16 protein-coding genes are annotated in these 19,512 nt (G+C 76.6%); 11 read left to right on the top strand and 5 right to left on the bottom strand.

Features of this window, described 5'->3' with window-relative positions:
- The first annotated feature begins 63 nt into the window (after window positions 1-63).
- The 6 genes from C7Y72_RS13780 to C7Y72_RS23355 are packed head-to-tail and all read left to right on the top strand — an operon-like array spanning window position 64 to window position 7,020.
- Window positions 64-807, top strand: coding sequence for a phosphate ABC transporter ATP-binding protein (locus tag C7Y72_RS13780; RefSeq protein ID WP_107569805.1), 744 nt, complete (start codon window positions 64-66; stop codon window positions 805-807).
- A complete protein-coding gene (locus C7Y72_RS13775) occupies window positions 804-1,532 on the top strand; it encodes a hypothetical protein (protein ID WP_146175376.1) in 729 nt (242 codons plus the stop codon). Before C7Y72_RS13780 ends, C7Y72_RS13775 begins: the two co-directional genes overlap by 4 nt.
- On the top strand, window positions 1,529-2,518 hold the full coding sequence (locus tag C7Y72_RS13770; protein WP_107569437.1) for a hypothetical protein: 990 nt from the start codon (window positions 1,529-1,531) through the stop codon (window positions 2,516-2,518). Before C7Y72_RS13775 ends, C7Y72_RS13770 begins: the two co-directional genes overlap by 4 nt.
- Complete coding sequence (locus tag C7Y72_RS23360) at window positions 2,515-2,931, top strand: hypothetical protein (protein WP_154732794.1); 417 nt, start codon at window positions 2,515-2,517, stop codon at window positions 2,929-2,931. The genes C7Y72_RS13770 and C7Y72_RS23360 overlap by 4 nt, the downstream gene beginning before the upstream one ends.
- Window positions 2,928-5,474, top strand: coding sequence for a lytic murein transglycosylase (locus C7Y72_RS13765; RefSeq protein WP_158276851.1), 2,547 nt, complete (start codon window positions 2,928-2,930; stop codon window positions 5,472-5,474). The genes C7Y72_RS23360 and C7Y72_RS13765 overlap by 4 nt, the downstream gene beginning before the upstream one ends.
- Window positions 5,475-5,496: 22 nt before the next feature.
- A complete protein-coding gene (locus C7Y72_RS23355; protein ID WP_158276850.1) occupies window positions 5,497-7,020 on the top strand; it encodes an alkaline phosphatase family protein in 1,524 nt (507 codons plus the stop codon).
- An 8-nt stretch (window positions 7,021-7,028) separates the two neighbouring features.
- On the opposite strand, the gene C7Y72_RS13745 is transcribed toward C7Y72_RS23355, so the two are convergent.
- From C7Y72_RS13745 to C7Y72_RS13725, 5 genes are read right to left on the bottom strand one after another with little or no spacing between them, the layout of a single operon-like run.
- The gene (locus C7Y72_RS13745; RefSeq protein ID WP_107569433.1) at window positions 7,029-7,214 is read right to left on the bottom strand and encodes a hypothetical protein; all 186 of its coding nucleotides are present in this window, start codon (window positions 7,212-7,214) and stop codon (window positions 7,029-7,031) included.
- Window positions 7,211-8,431, bottom strand: a complete 1,221-nt coding sequence (locus C7Y72_RS13740) for an MGH1-like glycoside hydrolase domain-containing protein (protein ID WP_107569431.1) — start codon at window positions 8,429-8,431, stop codon at window positions 7,211-7,213. Before C7Y72_RS13740 ends, C7Y72_RS13745 begins: the two co-directional genes overlap by 4 nt.
- Window positions 8,428-9,162, bottom strand: a complete 735-nt coding sequence (locus C7Y72_RS13735) for a DUF2334 domain-containing protein (protein WP_107569429.1) — start codon at window positions 9,160-9,162, stop codon at window positions 8,428-8,430. Before C7Y72_RS13735 ends, C7Y72_RS13740 begins: the two co-directional genes overlap by 4 nt.
- A gap of 3 nt (window positions 9,163-9,165) precedes the next feature.
- On the bottom strand, window positions 9,166-10,335 hold the full coding sequence (locus C7Y72_RS13730; RefSeq protein WP_107569427.1) for a glycosyltransferase: 1,170 nt from the start codon (window positions 10,333-10,335) through the stop codon (window positions 9,166-9,168).
- A complete protein-coding gene (locus tag C7Y72_RS13725) occupies window positions 10,325-12,625 on the bottom strand; it encodes a glycosyltransferase (RefSeq protein WP_158276849.1) in 2,301 nt (766 codons plus the stop codon). The genes C7Y72_RS13730 and C7Y72_RS13725 overlap by 11 nt, the downstream gene beginning before the upstream one ends.
- Before the next feature lie 209 nt (window positions 12,626-12,834).
- On the opposite strand from C7Y72_RS13725, the gene C7Y72_RS13720 reads away from it, so the two are divergent.
- The 5 genes from C7Y72_RS13720 to C7Y72_RS13700 all read left to right on the top strand — a co-directional run bounded on the left by C7Y72_RS13720 (window position 12,835) and on the right by C7Y72_RS13700 (window position 19,506).
- Window positions 12,835-14,301, top strand: a complete 1,467-nt coding sequence (locus C7Y72_RS13720; RefSeq protein ID WP_233243846.1) for an MFS transporter — start codon at window positions 12,835-12,837, stop codon at window positions 14,299-14,301.
- Complete coding sequence (locus tag C7Y72_RS13715; RefSeq protein ID WP_107569423.1) at window positions 14,298-14,873, top strand: TetR/AcrR family transcriptional regulator; 576 nt, start codon at window positions 14,298-14,300, stop codon at window positions 14,871-14,873. Before C7Y72_RS13720 ends, C7Y72_RS13715 begins: the two co-directional genes overlap by 4 nt.
- Window positions 14,874-14,884: 11 nt before the next feature.
- The gene (locus C7Y72_RS13710; RefSeq protein ID WP_107569421.1) at window positions 14,885-16,108 is read left to right on the top strand and encodes a calcium-binding protein; all 1,224 of its coding nucleotides are present in this window, start codon (window positions 14,885-14,887) and stop codon (window positions 16,106-16,108) included.
- A gap of 104 nt (window positions 16,109-16,212) precedes the next feature.
- Window positions 16,213-17,187: a helix-turn-helix transcriptional regulator gene (locus C7Y72_RS13705; protein WP_107569419.1), complete on the top strand. Its 975-nt coding sequence runs from the start codon at window positions 16,213-16,215 to the stop codon at window positions 17,185-17,187.
- A 57-nt stretch (window positions 17,188-17,244) separates the two neighbouring features.
- Window positions 17,245-19,506 carry a glycoside hydrolase family 31 protein gene (locus C7Y72_RS13700; RefSeq protein WP_107569417.1) on the top strand — a complete coding sequence of 754 codons (2,262 nt, stop codon included), beginning with the start codon at window positions 17,245-17,247 and terminating at the stop codon, window positions 19,504-19,506.
- The last annotated feature ends 6 nt before the right edge of the window (window positions 19,507-19,512 follow it).

The following is a 19,512-nucleotide window of genomic DNA, read 5'->3' as shown; positions in this document are numbered from 1 at the left end:
GCCCTCCCGGGCGAGGCGACCGCGACCGGCACGCCGAGCGCGCCCGCCTACGGGCGCGAGCGCATGCGCGTCGACGGCCTGACGATCGCCTACGGCGAGAAGGTCGCGGTCAACAACGTGACGATCCCCGTCCGTCAGGGCGAGGTGCTCGCGCTGATCGGCCCGTCGGGCTGCGGCAAGACGACGCTGCTGCGGTCGCTGAACCGGCTCACCGAGCTGACCGCGACCGCCACGCGCTCCGGGCGCATCCTCCTCGACGGCGAGGACGTCGACCTGCTCGAGGTCACGCGGCTGCGCCGCCGCGTCAGCATGGTCTTCCAGCAGCCCAACCCGTTCCCGATGAGCGTCTTCGACAACGTCGCCTACGCCCTGCGCGAGCAGGGCTCCAAGCGGCCCGGGAAGAAGGAGCTGCGCGAGCCCGTCGAGGACGCGCTGCGCCGCGCGGGCCTGCTGCGCGAGGTGCAGGACGACCTCGACCACCCGGCGCTGCGGCTCTCCGGCGGCCAGCAGCAGCGGCTCTGCATCGCCCGTGCGCTCGCCGCGCGCCCCGAGGTGCTGCTGCTCGACGAGCCGTGCTCGGCGCTCGACCCGCAGTCGACCGCGACGATCGAGGACCTGATCGTGCAGCTGCGCGAGGAGGTCGCGGTCGTGATCGTCACCCACAACCTCCAGCAGGCGCAGCGGATCGCCGACCACGTCGGCTTCATGTACCTCGGCGAGCTCGTCGAGTACGGCACCGCCGACCAGGTCTTCCACCGTCCGCGGGCCCGCCGCACCCAGGACTACGTCAGCGGGGAGTTCGGATGAGACGGACCGTCGTGGGGTCGTGCGCGCTCGCGCTCGCCGTCCTCGCGGCGGGCTGCGAGTCCACCCAGAGCGTGTCCGCCCGGCTCGAGAAGGAGTCCAGGGCGACGCTGCTGAACCAGCAGGGCGTCACCGTGACCGGCGCGTCCAACCCGGACGTCCGGCTCGGCGAGCCGACCGTGCTGCAGGACGAGAACGGGACCGCGGTCGCCGTCGAGATCCGCGCCCGCGGCAGCCGCGCGCTCGCCCGCGTCCCGCTCGCCGTGACCGTCACCGACCGGGCCGGGCGGGCGATCGGCGCCAACGACGCGCCCGGGCTCGACCCGTCCCTCACCGGCCTGCCGGTGCTGCCCGCGGGCGAGCCCGTCCTGTGGGTCAACGACCAGCTGCTCACCGACGGCAAGGCCGCCGCCGCCACCGTGAAGGCCGGCGAGGCACGCCCCCGCAGCGGCGAGATCCCGCGGCTGCGGCTGACGCCCGGCGGCCTGGAGCAGGACCCCTCCAGCGGCGCGTCCGCGATCGGCCGCGTGACGAACGAGTCCACCGTCGAGCAGCGCAACCTCATCGTGACCGTGGCCGCGCGCCGCGGCGGGCGGATCGTCGCCGCCGGACGCGGCCAGGTGCCGCGCCTGCGCGCGCGGGCGACCGTCGCCTACCAGGTGTTCTTCGTCGGCGATCCCGCCGGCGCGGAGCTCGAGACCTCCGTCCTCCCCACCGTGCTCCCGTGACCGACACCCACCTCCTGCACCAGCCGCGCCTGGGCCGTCCCGGCGAGACCTGCCGGTCCTGCTCGGCGCCGCTGGCGACCGACCAGCGCTACTGCCTGAACTGCGGGGCCCGTCGCGCCGACGCGCCGCTGCGGTTCCTCGACGAGCCCGGCACCGCCGCGGCGGTCGGCGGGCACGCCTCACCGCCCGTGCCCCCGGACCCGCCCGGCACGCTGCGGCTCGCCGCCGCCGCCGTGCCGCCGCCCGCCGCGCGGCGCGGCGGGGTCCTCGCCTCGTCGGACCGCCCGGTGACGCTCGTCGCCGCGGCGGCGACGATGCTCCTGGCCCTCGGGGTCGGCGTGGCGATCGGCAACGCAGGCGACGGCGACGGCAAGCGGCCGACCGTGATCACCGTCGGTGGCGTCGCCGCGCCCGCCGCGGCCGTCGCGGCCGCCCCCACCGGGACCGCGGCGCCCGCCACGTTCACCGCCGACTGGCCCGCGGGCACCGAGGGCTGGACGATCCGGCTGCAGACGCTGCCCAAGGACGGCACGACCCCGGCGGCGGTCGCCGCCGCGAAGGCCGACGCGACCGCCAAGGGCGCCCCGTCCGTCGGGGCGCTGGACACCGACGCCTACCCGTCGCTGGACCCGGGTGCCTATCTCGTCTACAGCGGCGTCTACGATGCGCGCAAGGACGCGCAGGCCGCGCTCGACGCCGTCACCGCATCGTTCCCCGATGCGACGGTCGTCCGGGTCTCGGCCTCCGCGGCTCAGGCCGCCGGGGGAACGGCCGACGACAAGCAGGACACCACCGAGGACGCGCCCGCCGCGGACCCGGAGGCCGCGCCGCTCGACGACACGCTGGGCCAGCAGGAGAACGCCGCACCCGAGACGTTCCAGAAGGAGAGCAAGAAGCTGCCGGACAAGATCCAGAGCGAGGGGCCGCCCCCCGCCAAGGACAGCAAGCCCGCCGGCGGCGGCAGCGACGCGGAGACCTTCGGATGAGCCCCCTGACCGACACCATGCGCACCGTCCGCGACCGGATCACCGGCGGCGTCCCGCCGGCCGGGCCCGACCCGCTGCCCCCGGGCGGCACCGCCGCGCTGACCCAGCCCGAGCTCGTCGCCCGCCGCGACGAGCTGGCCCGCGAGGTCGCCGAGCTGCAGTGGGACCTCGGCGGTCTCACCTACGAGATGGCGATCCGCGACCACTTCCGTCTCGACGTGCTCGTGCAGCGCGCCGCGCGCCTGCAGGAGGTCGACGCGCAGCTCGCCGAGGCCGAGCGGCTCGTGCGGCTCGAGGACGCCGGCGCCGCGGGCGCCTGCCCCAGCTGCGGAGGGCTCTACGCGCACGGCGCGGCCTTCTGCTGGCAGTGTGGGGCGCAGCTTCTGCCCACCGGTGTCACCATGTCGGCGTGAGCGACCGGTCCAGGATCACCGCAGGCCTCGCCGCGGCCGGTCTCCTCGGGGCCGCCGGGCTGGGTGCCGGGGTCGCGCCGTCGCTCGCCCAGGACGCCCCGACCGGGCCGACCGGGACGCCGTCCGCGGCGCCCTCGCCGACCGCCACGCCCGACGAGGGCCCTGCGGTCGTCGGCGCGCCCGACCCGACGCCCACCCCGCGCCCGGAGCGCGAGGACGAGCGGCCCGCGGTCGTCGGGACGCCCACCGCGAAGGACCGCGAGCGCGACCGTGCGCGCCGCGAGACCGCCGAGCGTCGCGAGGCGGCCGAGCAGGCGGCGCAGGACGCCGCCGAGCAGGACGAGCGCACGCAGGACGAGACCGACGAGGCCGCCGACCGCGCCGCCGAGGAGCAGCGCCTCACCGGCGAGGGCCGCAACGCCGACGGCTCCCCGTCCACGGACAACCCGACCTTCACGCTCGCGCTGCCGGGCGTCGCGCCCGAGGGCGTGCCGAACTTCCTGATCGAGAAGTTCCGGATCCCGCCGTTCCTGCTGCCGATCTACCAGGCGGCCGGGATCGAGTACGGGGTGCGCTGGGAGATCCTCGCGGCGATCAACGAGATCGAGACCGACTACGGCCGCAACCTCAACGTCTCCACGGCCGGCGCACTGGGCTGGATGCAGTTCATGCCCGCGACCTGGAAGGCCTACGGGGTCGACGCCAACCGCGACGGCGCGAAGGACCCGTACAACCCGGTCGACGCGATCTTCGCCGCCGCCCGGTACCTGAAGGCCGCCGGCGCCGACGAGGACATCCGCAAGGCGATCTTCGCCTACAACCACGCCGACTGGTACGTCGAGAGCGTCCTGATGCGCGCCCGGCTGATCGGCGGGTTGCCCGCCGACCTCGTCGGCTCGCTGACCGGCCTGACCCAGGGGCTGTTCCCGGTCGCCGCGAAGGCCACCTACGCCGACGACCTGTCCGAGCGCGAGGCGACGCAGCGCGTCCGCCGCGGCCGCAACGCCGCGCGGCTCGTCGAGTCGACCGCCGGCCGCCGCGGGATCGACGTGTTCGCGAAGGCCGGCTCGCCCGCCGTCGCGGTGCAGGACGGCGAGATCGTCCGCATCGGCCGGTCCGCCCGCCTGGGCCGGTTCGTGCAGCTGCGCGACGTCTACGGCAACACGTACACCTATGCGCATCTCGGCCGGGTCGCCGCCACGCACCTGGTGCCGCGCGAGGGCGAGCAGGACGCCGCCCGCCGCACCGGCCTGCGCGCACGACCGCTGCCGCTGGACCCGGCGCCCGCCGCACCGGCGAGCACCGCCCCGCGGCCGAAGGCGTCCGTCCCCGCGTTCCGCACCCGCGGCGCGTCGGTCGCCCCGGCGGTGCCGGTCGCGCCGGCCCGCTCCGAGCTCGCCGAGAACCTCCGGGCCGCCCGGGCCGCCGGGGTCGCGACCACCGCGCTGCCGCCGACCGCCGCCGACGTGCCCGTCGCCACCGCGGACGCCCCCGCCGCCCCGGTGCGCGCCGAGGCCGCCGCGGGCAAGGAGCGGCTGTTCGCCAACCCGCAGCGGCCCGCCGCGTACCGCGCCGGCGGCGCGCGCCAGCTGGCCCAGTCCCCGGCCGACGCCGCGCCCGCGACCGAGGTCGACCCGGCCGTCGTCGGTGCCACCGGCCCGCAGGTCGCGCAGGGCACGAAGCTCGTCCGCGTCGCGCTCAAGGAGGGCTCGCGCGTGCTCGCCGGCTCCACCCTCGGCGTGCTCGCCCGTCCGACGCCGAAGGTCGCGTCGCACCTGCGGTTCGAGATCCGGCCCGCCGGTCGCGGCGCGCCGCGCATCGACCCCAAGCCGATCCTCGACGGCTGGAAGCTCCTGGAGTCCACCGCGGTCTACCGGGCCAAGGGCGAGAACCCGCTGTTCGGCCCGGACGCCAAGACCCCGTCGATCGGCCAGATCCTGCTGCTCGGCAAGGAGGCGCTGCAGCGGCGCGTCCTGGACAACCGGCGGCTGGACATCTACCCGTGCGGTCGCGACGACATCCGCGCCGGGGTCGTCGACCGGCGCGTGCTGGCGACGCTCGAGTTCCTCGCCGCCTCCGGCCTGGAGCTGGGCATCACCTCGCTGCGCTGCGGTCACGGGTATTACACAAGCTCCGGCAACGTCTCCGAGCACACTACGGGGACCGCCATGGACATCGCGACGGTCAACGGCATCCCGGTTCTCGGGCATCAGGGCGAAGGGTCCGTCACGGACCTCGTGATCCGCCGGCTGCTGACCCTGCAGGGCACGATGAAGCCGCACCAGATCATCAGCCTCATGGCGTTCGAGGGCACCGACAACACGCTCGCGCTCCCCGACCACGCCGACCACATCCACGTGGGCTTCCGTCCGCAGGTGGCGGGCACCGGTCAGCTGGGGCAGCAGATCGACGCGGTGCTGAAGCCGAACCAGTGGACCACGCTCATCGAGCGTCTCGGCCAGCTCGACAACCCCTCGGTCGCCACGGCGCCGTCGGACGTGTCGATCCCGGTCGCCCCCGTGCGCGCGGGCGACGACGGCTGACGCCCGGGCCGGCCAGATCACGATGCACCGCGACCGTCCGCCGCTGGATGTCGTGCGCGCCTGGGCGGAGCAGCGCTTCCCCGACCGCGCCTGGCCCTGGGCGCCCACGACCGACCCGGACGCGCCCGACGGCGCCGGCCGTCCGGCGCGCCTGACGCTCTCGACCCGGGCGGCGGCGGGCGCCTCGGGCGCGGTGCTCGCGCTCGGGATCGGGATCGGCCTGGCCTCCGGGCCGGGACCGGACAGCTCGCTGGCCGCCACCGGCGACCCGGTCGTCGTGGTCGGCCCGGCGGCCGGACCGCTCGCCGCCGCGCCCGCCCCGGCGCCGCTGCTCGCACCCGCCCCCGCGCCGACCCCCGCCCCCGGCACCGCCGCGGAGGAGCCCGCCACGGACGCGCCCGCGGTCACCGTTGACCCGGCCCCCGCCCCGGCGGTCGGCGCTCCGGCGACGGACGCGCCGGCCCCGGCGGCCGAGGAGCCCGCCGCCGACGAGGAGCCGACGGACGCCCCCGCCACCGACCAGGACCCCGCCACCGGGGACGTTCCGACCACCGCCGGCCCGGCGCGCCCGGCGCTCCCGACGGTCGGCAAGGTCACGGTCGTGTGGATGGCCGACGGGCGGTCGGAGCGCACCTTCGGCCCCGACTCCCCGATGCCGTACGTCGCGCGGACGCTCGCCGCCGAGGGGCTCGTCCTGCCGCGCTACCACGCGGTCACCCGCGGCGCGATCGGCAACGGCGTCGCGCTGCTCGGCGGCCTCGCCGCCACCCCGGAGCAGCTCGCCGGCTGCACGACCCCGACCGCGGGCACGTGCGTGCTGCCGGAGGCGACGCCGTCGCTGCTGAACCAGCTGACCGGCGCGGGCCGCACGTGGAAGGTCTACGCGGGCGCGCTCGGCGCCACCGGCGTGGACTCGTGCCGCGCACCGGAGCTCGACCGGCCCGACCCGGCGGGCCTGCAGCCCCGCCCCGGGGACGCGTTCGCGACCGCGCGCGTCCCCGCCTTGTGGTTCGCCTCCGTCACGGCCGGGGCGGACTGCGGCAGCGTCGTCGACCTCGGCCAGCTCGACCGCGACCTCGCCGCCGGCGACGACGCGATCCCCGACTTCTCGCTCGTCGTGCCCGACGTCTGCGACAGCGGCATCGAGGTCCCCTGCCCGGACGGGCGCCCGTCGGGACCGGCGGCCGCCGACGCGTTCCTCGCGACGCTCGTGCCGAAGCTCACCGGCACGGCGGCCCACCGCAAGGACGGTCTCGTGATCGTCGTCTGGGACCAGGCGCCCGCGACCGGGCCGTTCGCCGACGCCCGCCCGTGCTGCAGCGGCCGCCCCGACGGCGTGCCGGGCGGCGGACGCACCGGCGCGGTCGTCCTCTCCCCGTTCGTGACCGCGGGCACGGTGCAGGACAAGCCCTACGACCACCTCGCGCTGCTCCGCACGCTCGAGGACCTGTTCGGCCTCGACCGGCTCGGGCTCGCCGCTGACCCGGCCGTCCAGGGCTTCGGCCCGAAGGTCCTGGCGGCCCCGGCCGCCGACGGCGACCGCTGAGGGGCCGCCTACTCGGTCGGCTCGGGCGGCGCGACGTCCGGCGCCACCGGCCCGTCCTCGTTGCGCTGGACCGCCCCCTGCACCTCGGGCGGGCCCTCGATCGCGTCGTTGACCTTCAGCCGGATGGTCTTGCCGTCCTTCGTCTTCAGCTCGAACGGCTTGCGGTCGTACGGGTCGCCGGGAATCGGGCTCATGCCGCCGAGGGTACCTCGACCAGCCCGGCCAGGAGGCAGGACCAGCCGAACCCGCGGGCCGCGAGCCCGCGCCCGTCCCGCGGGTCGTAGTACTCGCGCAGCCCGTCGCGCAGCGCCGCCTCCGTCAGGCCCGTCACGATCCGGTCGGCCTCCGCGCCGTGCCCGAGGTCGCGCAGCGCCGGGACCAGCCACCAGGCCGTGTTGACCCACGACGGGCCACGCCACGTGCGCCAGCGGTCGAAGCCGGGCAGGAAGCTCGGCTCGTCCATGCTGACCGACGGGATGCCGACGGCGGCGCGGTAGCGGCGCGGGTCGAGCAGGTGCTCCTCCACGAGCCGCCGGCGGACGTCCAGCGGCACGCCCGGGAGCGCCAGCGGCGCGAGCGCCGCCCAGGTCGACACGCGCACCGGCGTGCGCGCGCGACCCGCGAGGTGCAGGAACAGCCCGGTCGCCGGGTCGAGGCACTGCTCGCACAGCGCCTGCTCGACGCGGGCGGCGCGCGTCGCCCACCGCGCCTCGCCGCTGAGCCGCGCCATCGCGTGCAGGGACAGCGCGTAGGCGGTCGTCACCAGCACGTCGACGCAGTGGCGGTCGGTGGTCGCGGCGATGCGGTGCGCGTCCCAGCCCAGCCGCTGCCAGCGGCGCACGAGCCGGAAGTAGCCGGGCCGGTAGTGGACGTGCGGACCGAACACCGGGTCGTAGGCGGGCGCGTCGTCGAGGCCGGACTCGTCCGGGAGGACGATCGTCAGCAGCCCGTCGTCGCGCACGGAGCGGCGGGCCTGCAGCCAGTCCAGGTGCGCGGCGAGCGCGGGCAGCGCCTCGGTCGCGAAGCCCGGGTCCTCCTCGGCGCTCGCGCGCGCGACGTGCTCCCACGCCAGCGGCAGCAGCGGCGGGTCGATCGTCGTCGTGCGCCAGCTCCCCCACGACCGCTCGGTCGCGTAGAACGGGGCGCGCCGCCAGCCCGCGGGCGCGTCCCAGAACACCGTGTGCGGCAGGAAGCCGTCCGGGTCTCCGGAGCGCAGGACCGTGCGCAGCTCCGCACGGGCGCGGCCGCGGTCGTAGCGGCACCAGGCGATCGCGTGGAAGCAGGAGTCCCAGTGCCACATGTGGCGGTAGCGCGGCGTCGCCGGGACCGTGTAGGCGTACGGCACGCCACGCCGGACGCCCGTCCGCCAGTTGGCGCGCAGCGTGCGCTCGGCGAGCGCGTCGAGGCTCACGCCCCGCAGGCCAGCTCGTCGTAGGTGACCGCGACGCGCCGCCGCGCGCCGCGCAGCACCGCCTCGACGGCGCCGATGTGGCGGGGGTGGTCGAGGTCCGCGGGATGGAGGTCCAGGCGCAGGACGTCCCCGGCGATCCCGGCGCCGGCGCGGACCACCAGCGGCGAGAGCAGCCGCTTGGTGACCGAGGTCGTGCCGAGGCACAGCGCGGGGTTGAGCGTCGCCCGGCGGCCGCCGTCGTGGACGACGTGGGAGAGCGACGCCCACCACTCGAAGTGCGTGGCGAGCGTCGTGCGCAGCTCGTTCGTGTACGCGTAGGCGGGGGCGACGAAGCCACGCGGCTCGACGCCCGCGAGGCGCAGGACGCGGCGACCGGCGCGGACGGCGCGGCGCGTCTCGGCCTCGTCGAGCCCGACGAACTCGGCGGCGCGGCCCCCCTGCCAGCCGGCGAGCAGCTGCCGTCCCGGCGCACCCGGCTGGGTCTGGCGGTGCTGGAAGCCGTGCTGGGCGATCGCGTCGCCGAAGCGGCGCCGGTCGGCGAGCCAGTCGACCATCTCGGGGCGCCGGTCGTGGAACGGGTGCAGGTCGGGCGCCGGGATCACGAGCAGCGTGACGCGGTCGACGCCGTGGTCGTCGAGCCAGTCGCGGATCAGCGCGCAGCGCTCGTAGGTCGCGGGCTCGACGTCGTGGAGGGCGACGGCCAGGCGCAGCGGTCGCGTCACCCGGGCCATCGCTCAGACCGCCCGGACGCGGGGGCGACGGACGAGGTGGCGCAGCGTGTCGAGCTCGGCGGCGAAGACCTGCGGCCAGGCGTGGCGGCGGGCGAGGGCGGCCGACGCGTCGTGGTCGGGCGTCGCGGCGCGCGCGGCGGCGATCGCGGCGGCGAGGCCGTCGACGTCCCCGGGCGCGTAGCGGTGCACGAGCGTGCCGCAGAGCCGGCCCGACGGCGCGGTCGTGCAGCAGACCGCGCGGGCGCCGCTGGCGGCCGCCTCGATCCCGACGAGGCCGAACGTCTCGTGCTCGCCGGGCATCACGACGCAGCGCGCGCCCGCGTACAGGCGCGCGAGCTCGTCGCGGTCGCCGACGAACGGCGCGAAGTGGACGCGTTCGGCGATCCGCAGCCGCGCCGCCCGCGCGGCGAGGCGTTCGCGCGCGGGACCCGATCCGACGAACCGCAGCGGCCACGGCTCGGCGCTGCGGGCGGCGGCCTCCAGCAGCGCGAAGACGCCCTTCTCGCGGGCGAGGCGGCCCACGTACACGGTCTCGTCTCCGCGCGGGACCTCGGGGCGCGGGCGGAACGCGTCGTGCAGGCCGAGCCGCAGCGGCACGTCGGCGGGGCGCCCGCAGTCGGCGGTGGTGTCGACCACCGACATGATCGCGTCGACCTCGCGCGAGGCGCGGCGCAGCCAGGCGCGGAACAGCGGGACGTAGGCGCTCTGCGGGCCGGGGATGCCGGCGGCGTCGAGCTCGCTGGAGCCGTGGTGCACGGCCACGGCGAGCGCGCCGACCTCGTGGGCGACGGCGCTGACCCCACGGGGCGTCCAGAACGGGTCGTGGAGCAGCACGACGTCGGGTCGCAGGTCGCGCAGCGTGCGGCGCAGCCCGCCGCCGCCGAGCGGGATCCGGTAGCCGTTGGAGGTGGCCAGGCGCACCGCGCGCAGCTCGTGGCGCCCCCCGGCGTGCCGCTCCGCCGGCCCGGGGGTGATGAGGTGGTGCTCGACGTCCGGGTGGTCGGCGAGCTGCGCGACCTTGGCGTCGAGGTAGGTGCGGATCCCGCCGCTGCGCTCCCCGTACCAGAGCGCGACGTCGACGACGCGCAGCGGCCGGTCGGGAACCAGCGCGAGGTGGCGGCGGGGCCCCTCGTCGTGATCCCCGCCGAGGAGCCTGCCGGCCTCAGGCGACACGGCGGCCGGTCTCGTCGCGGGCGACGCCGCCGACCTGCAGCGCGCGGTGGTAGCCGGCGGCGAGGCGGCCGAGCGCCGCGTCCCAGGTCCGCTCGCGGACGGCGGCGAGGCCGTTACGGGCGAGCCGCTCGCGCATCAGCGGGGCGTTGGCGAGCTCGTTGACCGCGGCGGCGAGCGCGTCGGCGTCGTGGTCGCGCAGCAGGCCGGTGACGCCGTCCTCGACGATGGAGCACGGGCCGCCCTCGTTCACCGCGACGACCGGCAGGCCGCTGGCCTGCGCCTCGAGCAGCACCTGGCCGAACGTGTCGGTCCGCGAGGCGAACAGGAAGACGTCGGCGCTGGCGTACGCGCGGGCGAGCTCCTCGCCCTCCAGCCAGCCGAGGAACGTCGCGTGCTCGCCGAGGCGCGCGCGCAGCTGGTGCTCCTCGGGGCCGCCGCCGGCCAGGTTCAGGTGCAGCCGCGGGTTGGTCTCGCGCGCCCGCAGGAACGCGTCGGCGAGGAGGTCAGCGCCCTTCTCCTTCGTCTGCCGTCCGACGTAGAGGACGTTGATCGCGTCGCTGCCGAGCAGGCCCGGGGTCCGCTTGGCCGGGTCGAACCGGGCGATGTCCACGCCGCGGTCCCAGCGGCCGATGCGGCCGTCGGCGATCCCCATGCCGCGCAGCACCTCGTCGCTGGCGGGCGACGGGGTGAGCACGTGGTCGCACTGCCCGTAGAAGGCGGCGATCGCGGCGCGGGCGCCGTGCTCCAGCAGCGGGTCGGCGGTCCGCAGACCGGCGTAGGCGGCGAGCTCGGTGTGGTAGCTGCCGAGGACCGGCAGCTCCATGATCCGCGCGACGAGCGCCGCGGCGATCCCGGCCGGGCCGGGCGAGCAGAGGTGCACGAGGTCGTAGCGGCCCTCGGCGAGCGTCTCGACGACCGCGGGCAGCGACGGCACCCCGACCTGGAGGCCGGCGTAGAACGGGATGTCGATCTCCGCGACCGCGCTGAGGCGCCGGTCGGTGTTGTGGTCGGTGCCGACGACCTCGACCTCGAAGCCGGGGACGCCGCGCTCGCGGATCTCGTCGAGGGTGTGCGTGACGCCGTGCATGCCGCCGACGGCGTCGGCGACGAGGGCGACGCGCAGCGGCTCGTTCTCGCGGTGGACGAGCTTGGCCTTCTCCTTGCCGAGGAACGCGGTGGCGGGCGCGTAGGGGATCGCGGCGACGCACGCGTCGAAGAACCCGCTCGCCGCACCGAGGTAGTCGGCGGCGCGCTTGGACGGGTCCGACGTCAGCGCGACGACCGCGTCCACCTGGCGCGCGAGCTTGCGCTCGTGCGCGCGGCGGGCCTTGCGATACAGGTCGGCGTGGCTGAAGTCCTCGTCCTGGAGCGTGGCGAGCAACTCGGCCTCGGTGCCGTCGAACTCGATCGCGTCGAGCCAGGCGCGCAGCAGCGCGCGGGCGTCCTGGGGGCCGAGGTCGGCGCCGACGGCGGCACCGGAGCGGGCGTCGCCCTCGCGCATGACCCGCTCGATCATGGTGAGGACGATCTGCGGGTTCGGGGCGGGCTCGTCGTCGGTGGGGACGCCGAGCGCGCGGGTGGCGAGGCCCATCGCGGCGTGCGCCCACTTCGCGGCGCTGCCCTGCTCGCCGCGGGCGGTCGCGCGGCCGGCGCGGATGTGGGCGAGGAACTCCTCGACGGTCGCGCAGTACGGGGTCTCGGTGAAGGTGCGGCCGATGTCGACGCCGGCGTGGTCGTCGGAGCCGCCGATGCCGGTGCCGCCGTGCGTCTCGATGTAGACGGCGGCGGGCGCGTTGAGCTCGCGGGCGCGGCTGCCGTTGCGGGTCTCCCAGATCGGGAAGAGCTGGGCGAGGCGGCGGCGGTGGCGCGGGGTGAGCGGCGCCTCGACCGCGTAGAAGGGATGCGCGAGCGCGCAGGTGATGCCGTGCTCGTGCAGGTACTCGGCGACCTGCTCGACGTCCGTGTTGTGGGCCTGGATCCACTCGTGGTCGTCCGGGGTGATCCCGAGGCAGAGGACGTGGACGGCCTGCGGCTCGCCCTTGAACCAGAGCGTGGCCTCCTCGCTGAGGAAGACGCGCGGGTCGTCGGCGATCTGCAGGGCGCCGTCGATCGTGTCGTGGTCGGTGATGGTCACGAAGTCCATCCCGCGGCGCGTGGCGAGCTCGAGCACGTCCTCGGGCGGCGTGGCGCACTCGGGCAGGCCGAGCGAGCGCTGGACCCCGAGCTTGCTCAGCACGCTGGCGGTGCTGTGGCAGTGGAGGTCGGCCCGGCTCGTGCGGTGGAGCGTCATCGGTGCGTCTCCTGTCATCTGGTCGGTGGTGATGGGGCGCAGGTTCCTCCGGCTACGCAGGGCGTTTGTGAAGCGGCTGCCACCAGCCCGTGACCAGGCGGTGAACGCGGCGGGCCCGAACGGTTCCGCCGCGACGGGGAACCGGACGCCGGAGTCCACTTCTCGTTAACATCCGGACTCCGCAGTCCGCTTCCCCCCTCGGAGTCTCCGTGTCCCCCCACGCCCCCCGCCCCAAGCCCATGCGCAGCCTGCTCGTCCTGAGCATGGCCGCCGCGACCTTCGCGCTCGCCCAGTCGACGCTCATCCCGGCGCTCACCACGCTGCAGGAGGAGTTCGGCACCGACGCCGCCGGGGTCGCCTGGGTGCTCACCGGCTACCTCGTCACCGCCGCCGTCTTCACCCCGATCATGGGCCGCCTCGGCGACATGTTCGGCAAGCGCCGCCTGCTCGTGATCTCGCTCGTCGCGTTCGCCGCCGGATCGGCGCTGTCGGCCCTCGGCTCGACGCTCGAGGTCGTCGTCGCCGGCCGCGTCCTGCAGGGCGTCGCCGGCGGGGTGTTCCCGCTCTGCTTCGGGATCATCCGCGACGAGTTCCCGCGCGAGAAGGTGCCGTCGAGCATCGGCCTCATCGCCTCGATCGCGGGCATCGGCGGCGGCATCGGCATCGTCGGCGGCGGCCTGCTCGTCGACCAGGCCTCCTACCACTGGATCTTCTGGGTCGCCGCCGCGCTCGCGGTCGTCTCCGCCGTCGGCGCGCAGCTGCTCGTCCCCGAGTCCCCGGTGCGCAGCCCCGGCAAGGTGGACCTGCGCGGCGCCGCGATCCTCTCCGTCGGGCTCGTGCTGCCGCTGTTCGCCGTCTCGCGCGCGACGACCTGGGGCTGGACCGACAGCCGCCTCGTCGCGCTCGTGCTCGCCGGGCTCGCCGTGCTGGCGGTCTGGTACCGCGTCGAGGCGCGCACCGCGCAGCCGCTCGCCGACGTCGAGACGCTGCGCAGCCCGCCGATCCTGATGACGAACGTCGCGACGTTCCTCGTCGGCTTCGGCATGTTCGGCTCGTTCATCCTCGTGCCGCAGCTCGCGCAGAGCCCGGAGTCCAGCGGCTACGGCTTCGGTCTCGACGCCACGCAGGCCGGCCTGCTGCTGCTCCCCGGATCGCTGTCGATGCTGGTGACCGGCCCGTTCGCCGGTGCCCTCGCCGGTCGGGTCGGGCCGCGCGTGCCGCTCGTCATCGGCGGCGCGCTCTCCACCCTCGGGCTCGTGCTGCTCGGCGTCGCGCACGGCAGCGAGCTGCAGGTGCTGCTGTTCGGCTGCGTCCTGTTCACCGGGATCGGCTTCGCGTTCGCGGCGATGCCCAACCTCATCGTCGCCGCTGTCCGTCCCGACCAGACCGGCGAGGCGACGGGCTTCAACGCGCTCGTGCGCTCCGCGGGCGCGTCGCTGGGCTCGCAGGCCGCGGCGTCGATCCTCGCCGGCAGCGCGCTCGCCGGGACGGTCGTGCCGCAGGAGTCGGGGTTCACCACCGCGTTCCTCGTCATGGGCGGCGTGGCGGCCGTCGCGACCGCGGTGTCGTGCGTGATCCCGGAGCCCGGGCGCTCCCGTGCGGGCGTCGGCCTCGCCGAGGAGCTCGCGGCGACGGCGCCGCTGGCCGAGCGGCCTGCCACCCTGTCGAGGGCATGAGCACGTCGCCGACCCCCGTCCGCAAGCGCGCCGACGCGGTCCGCAACCGCGAGGCCGTCGTCCGCGCCGCGACCGAGCTGTTCACGCGCGAGGGCCCGGACGTCGGCGTCGACGCGATCGCCGCGCGCGCCGGGGTCGGCAAGGCGACGGTCTACCGGAGCTTCCCGACGAAGGAGCACCTCGTCGCCGCGGTCGCCGCCGAGCGGCTGCGGTGGATGGCGACGATGACCGACGAGTGGTCGGCCGACGCGTCGGTCGACGGCTGGACCGCGCTGCGGGAGGTCCTGCGCGCCGCGGCGGGCAGCCGCGCGCGCGGCCTGCTCACCCACGGGCTGATCAGCGACTGCGACGACCCCGAGCTCGTCGCCGCGAAGGCCGAGTCGACCGCCGCGGGCCGGCGGCTGCTCGCCCGCGCACAGGCGGACGGCTCGGTGCGCGCCGACGTCGCCCACGAGGAGATCGCGACGCTCTTCCGCGGCCTGACGCTCGCGCTCACCGAGCGCGGCGAGCGCGACGTCGCCGTCTGGCTGCGGCACGCCGACCTGCTCGCCGACGCCGTCCGCGCGCGGTAACCGCCCGGCCGGTGCGCCACCCGCGTCCGCTCGCCCGGGCCGTCGCCGCGGCGGCCGTGTGGCTCGTGGCCGGGACGGGCGCCCCGCACGCGGTCGCCGCCCCGCTGCACGCGCGGGCGGGGTCGCCGGTCGTCGCCCCCGCCGCGCCCTCCCCCTCCGTCGCCCGGCGGGCCGCACCGGCGCCCGCCGCGCGCGTGCGGCTGGTCGTCGTCCCTGCCGGGGCGGGGGACGCGCCGGGCGCCGCCGTCCGCCGACGGGAGCTGCGCATCCTCGGGACGGCCGGCCGCGACGCCGTGACGGTCACCCGCCACGGCGGACGGCTGCGCGTCACCGCCACGCGCGGGCGGCTCGCGGCGGGCGACGGCTGCCGGGCGGTCTCCGGCGCCGCGGGTCACCGCGCGCGCGGCGTGTCGTGCCCGGCGGCGTCGCGGCTGCGCGCGGCGTTGCTGGGGGGCGACGACGCCCTCACGGTCACCGCCGCCGCGGGCCTGGCCGTCCGCGCCGTCGACGGCGGCCCGGGCGCCGACGTGCTGGCCGACCGCTCCCCGCGCTGCGACCCCGCGTGCGCGGCCGCCACGGGCGCGGGCCTGCACGGGGGCGCGGGCGACGACCGCCTGCACGGTCCGCGACTCGACGGTGGACCGGGCGCCGACCGGCTCACCGGCACCCCCGGCGACGACGTCCTCTCCCCCGGCCCGGGACGCGACACGGTCCGGGCCGGCGCCGGGGACGACCTCGTCCGCGGCCCCGCCGCCGGCGCCCGCGTCGACGCGGGTCCCGGCGACGACCGCGTCGCCCTGACGCTCGCCGACCCCGGGGCACCCCGCACCGCGACGAGCGCCCTCGGCTGCGGTCCCGGCGCCGACACCGTGGACGGCCCGGCGGTCGGGGACCTCCTGCACGCCGACTGCGAGCGCGTGCGCGGCATCGCCGACCTGCGCGAACGCACGACGAGCGCCGACCGCCGCACCCTCACGCTGCGGTTCGCTCCCGGCGAGGACCCGCGCGCACCGGCCTGCGGCGTGCAGGTCGTCGTCCTGTCCGACGCGGGGTCGACCACGCCGCTGGGGCTCGCGGAGGGGCCGCTGGACCGCGGCGCGGGCACGATCGCGATCCCGCTCGCGGTCCCCGCCCCCGCCGCCGTGACGTTGCGCCTGCGGCTGTCCGTCTGCCCCGACGTCGCCGCGGGTGTGGACGCGACCACGAGCGGCCCGTTCTCGGTCGAGCTCCCCTGAACGCGCCAACATGGCGGGCAGCCGCTCGAAATGCGTCTCCGCGGAGGCGTCCGGCGGGCGAACGAGGACAGGTCCTGACCGCCTTCCCGGTCATCCTGGGTGGTGTGATCGAGACCTCCGCCCGGCTGCTCTCCCTCCTCTCGCTGCTCCAGACCCGTCGCGAGTGGCCCGGCTCCGAGCTCGCCGACCGGCTCGAGGTGAGCCACCGCACGATCCGCCGCGACGTCGAGCGGCTGCGCGAGCTCGGCTACCGCGTGACCGCCACGCGCGGCGCCGCCGGCGGGTACCAGCTGCAGCCCGGGGCCGACCTGCCGCCGCTGCTGCTCGACGACGACGAGGCCGTCGCGATCGCCGTCGGGCTGCGCACCGCCGCGACCTCCGGCTCCGTCGAGGGGATCGCCGAGACCTCGATGCGCGCGCTCGTCAAGCTCGAGCAGGTGCTGCCCGGCCATCTGCGCCGCCGCGTCAACGTGCTCCAGTCGTACACCGTCCCGATGGGCGACCGCTTCACGACGCCCGTCGCGGCCGAGGTCCTCATGGCGATCGCCACCGCCTGCCGCGACCACACCCAGCTGCGCCTGGAGTACCGGCGCGGCGACGGCGAGACGATGGACCGCCTCGTCGAGCCCCACCGGCTCGTCTCGGCGGGACGGCGCTGGTACCTCGTGGCGTGGGACTGCGCGCGCGAGGACTGGCGCACCTTCCGCGTCGACCGGATCCAGCGCACGCCCGTCCCGGGCCGGCGGTGCGCGCCGCGCCCCGCCCCCGCGCGCGACCTCGCCGCCTACGTCCAGCAGGGCATCGGCACGCTCTACCGGCGGGTCACGGGCACGCTCGTGCTCGACGGGTCGCTCGAGCAGCTGCGCCCGCGCGTGAGCCCCTACGCGGGCGAGCTCGAGGCGCTCGACGACGACCACTGCCTGCTGCACACCAGCGGCACGTCCTACCGCGAGATCGCCGCCTGGCTGTGCGTCATGGACGTGCCGTTCACCGTCCGCGAGCCGCAGGAGCTGCGCGACGAGCTCGCCGCCCTGGCGCAGCGCGCCGCCCGCAACGCGCGCGCCCCCGACGCCGCCTGACGGCCGTTCACCCGATCGTCACGGGATCGTCACGCGCGACCGTGAACGTGTCGCGCGATGGCCACGACGTCCCCCGGCGCGGTCCGCATCGACGCGGAGCGCGATGCCCTCGTGCTCACCCGCGCGCACCTGCGGCTCGAGATCAAGGACCGACCGTTCCGCATCCACCTGCGCCGCGACGGGCACCGGCTGCTGCGCGGCCTGCACGTCTGGGCGTGCACGGGGACCGTCGCCGACCGCTTCGTGCGCCACACCGAGGGCGTGATCCCGGACGAGCGCACCGGCTTCCCCGAGCGCACCGTCGCGTTCGCGCTGCGCGAGGAGACCGCGGACGGCGTCCTGCTGGGACTGACGCTCCAGGGCGGCCGCAGCGCGACGCTGCGGATCACGCTGCCCGCCGACGAGGAGGTGCTCCTCGAGGCCCACGCCGACGGCGACCCGCTGCGCGTGGCGCTGGAGTGGGACACGCGCACCGGCGAGCACTTCGCCGGCCTCGGCGCCCGCCACGGGCACGACGTCGACCATCGCGGCCGCCGGATCCAGCTCGGCGCCGACCGCTGGTACACCGGTCCGGACTGCCCGCCGGAGATGCTCGAGCTCGGCGGCATTCCGCAGGGCGACTACGCGCCCGTGCCGTTCCTGCAGTCCAGCCGCGGGTACGCGGTGGCCCTCGACACCCACGGCAACGGCACCCGCTTCGAGCTCGGGGCCCGGCGCGACACGACGATCGTCAGCGTCCGCGCGCGCTCGGGCCCGCTTCGCGCGCACGTGTTCACCGGGCCGGGACCGGCCGCACGGCTGCGCGCGGAGCTGCGCCGCACCGGCCTCCCCGGCCTGCTGCCCGCGTGGGCGTACGGCTTCTGGAAGTCCCGCGACGTCCACGAGCACCAGGACCAGGTGCTGCAGGACGCGCGCGGCTGCGCCTGGCACGGCATCCCGCTCGACGCGGTCGTCCTCGACTCCCCGTGGGAGACGAACTACAACACCTGGATCCCCAACCCGCACCAGTTCCCGGACTTCGCGGGCATGGTGCAGACGCTGCGCGCGCAGGGCGTGCGGACGGTCGTCTGGGTGACCCCGTGGACGAACGTGGACTCGCGCGACGGCCAGATCCCGCCCGACCCGGCCTCCCGGCGCCTGCACCGCGAGCCCGCCTCCAACTACGCGGCAGGCGCGCGCGACGGGCACTTCGTGCGCGAGGCCGACGGCCGCCCGCTGGTGCGGCAGTGGTGGATGGGCACCGGCTCCCCGGTCGACTTCACCTCCGCGGAGGCGGAGCGGTGGTGGCGCGAGCAGGCGCAGCGGGTCCTGCGGATGGGCGTCGCCGGCATCAAGGCCGACGACGGCGAGGGCTACTACCTCGAGGACGAGGTGCGCTTCGCCGACGGCAGCACCGGGGCGACGACCGCGTGGCGCTGGGGCGAGCTGTACCGGGCGTGCATGCAGCGCGCGCTGGACGAGGTCCACCCCGGCGAGGGCGTCCTGTTCGGCCGCAGCGGCTGGAGCGGCCAGCAGGCCCACGGCATCCTCTGGGGCGGCGACCAGGCGTCGGACTTCTGGTCGTTGCAGGCGCTCGTCGCCGCGACGATCAGCGCCGCGCACTCCGGCTTCTCGAACTGGTCGCACGACGTCGGCGGCTACCTCGGCCACAAGGGGATCGACCGCTGCCCGCCGGAGCTGCTGCTGCGCTGGGCGCAGCTCGGGGCGTTCACGCCGCTCATGCAGGCCCACGGACGGCTGCAGCAGGAGCCCTGGAGCTACGACGCCGCGACGCTCGAGCGCTACCGCGGCTGCGTGCTGCTGCACGAGATGCTCGTCCCGTACCTGCGCGCGGCGGCGCGGACGGCGGCCCGTACCGGCCTGCCGATCGTGCGGCCGCTGTCGCTGCTCGCTCCCGGCTTCGCGGACGCGTGGACCGTCGCCGACGCGTTCGGGCTCGGCCCGTCGCTGTGGGTCGCGCCGGTGCTCGAGGACGGCGCGCGCGAGCGCGAGGTGGTGCTGCCGCCCGGGCGCTGGATCGAGACGTGGTCCGGACAGCGGGTGAAGGGCGGGCGCGAGCACGTGGTCCCGGCCCCGCTCGACACGATCCCGGTGTGGGTGCGCGACGGGCACGTCGTCGTCACGCATCCCGCCGAGCACGTGGCGCGCGGGCTCGGCGACGCGGCGGACGCCGACCGGCCCCACGTCGCCACCCTGTGGGGCACGCCGCGCTGCGGGCGCGCGCTGGCGCACCTGCCGGACGGCAGCCCGGTGCGCTGGTCGGCGCGCGACGGCTGGACGCTGCCGCCCGACCGCGACGTGCGCACCGCGCAGCGCTGAGCGCGC

Origin of the sequence: Paraconexibacter algicola (assembly GCF_003044185.1) — a bacterium.
Classification (GTDB): domain Bacteria; phylum Actinomycetota; class Thermoleophilia; order Solirubrobacterales; family Solirubrobacteraceae; genus Paraconexibacter; species Paraconexibacter algicola.
This window is presented reverse-complemented; position numbering and strand designations above follow the sequence as displayed.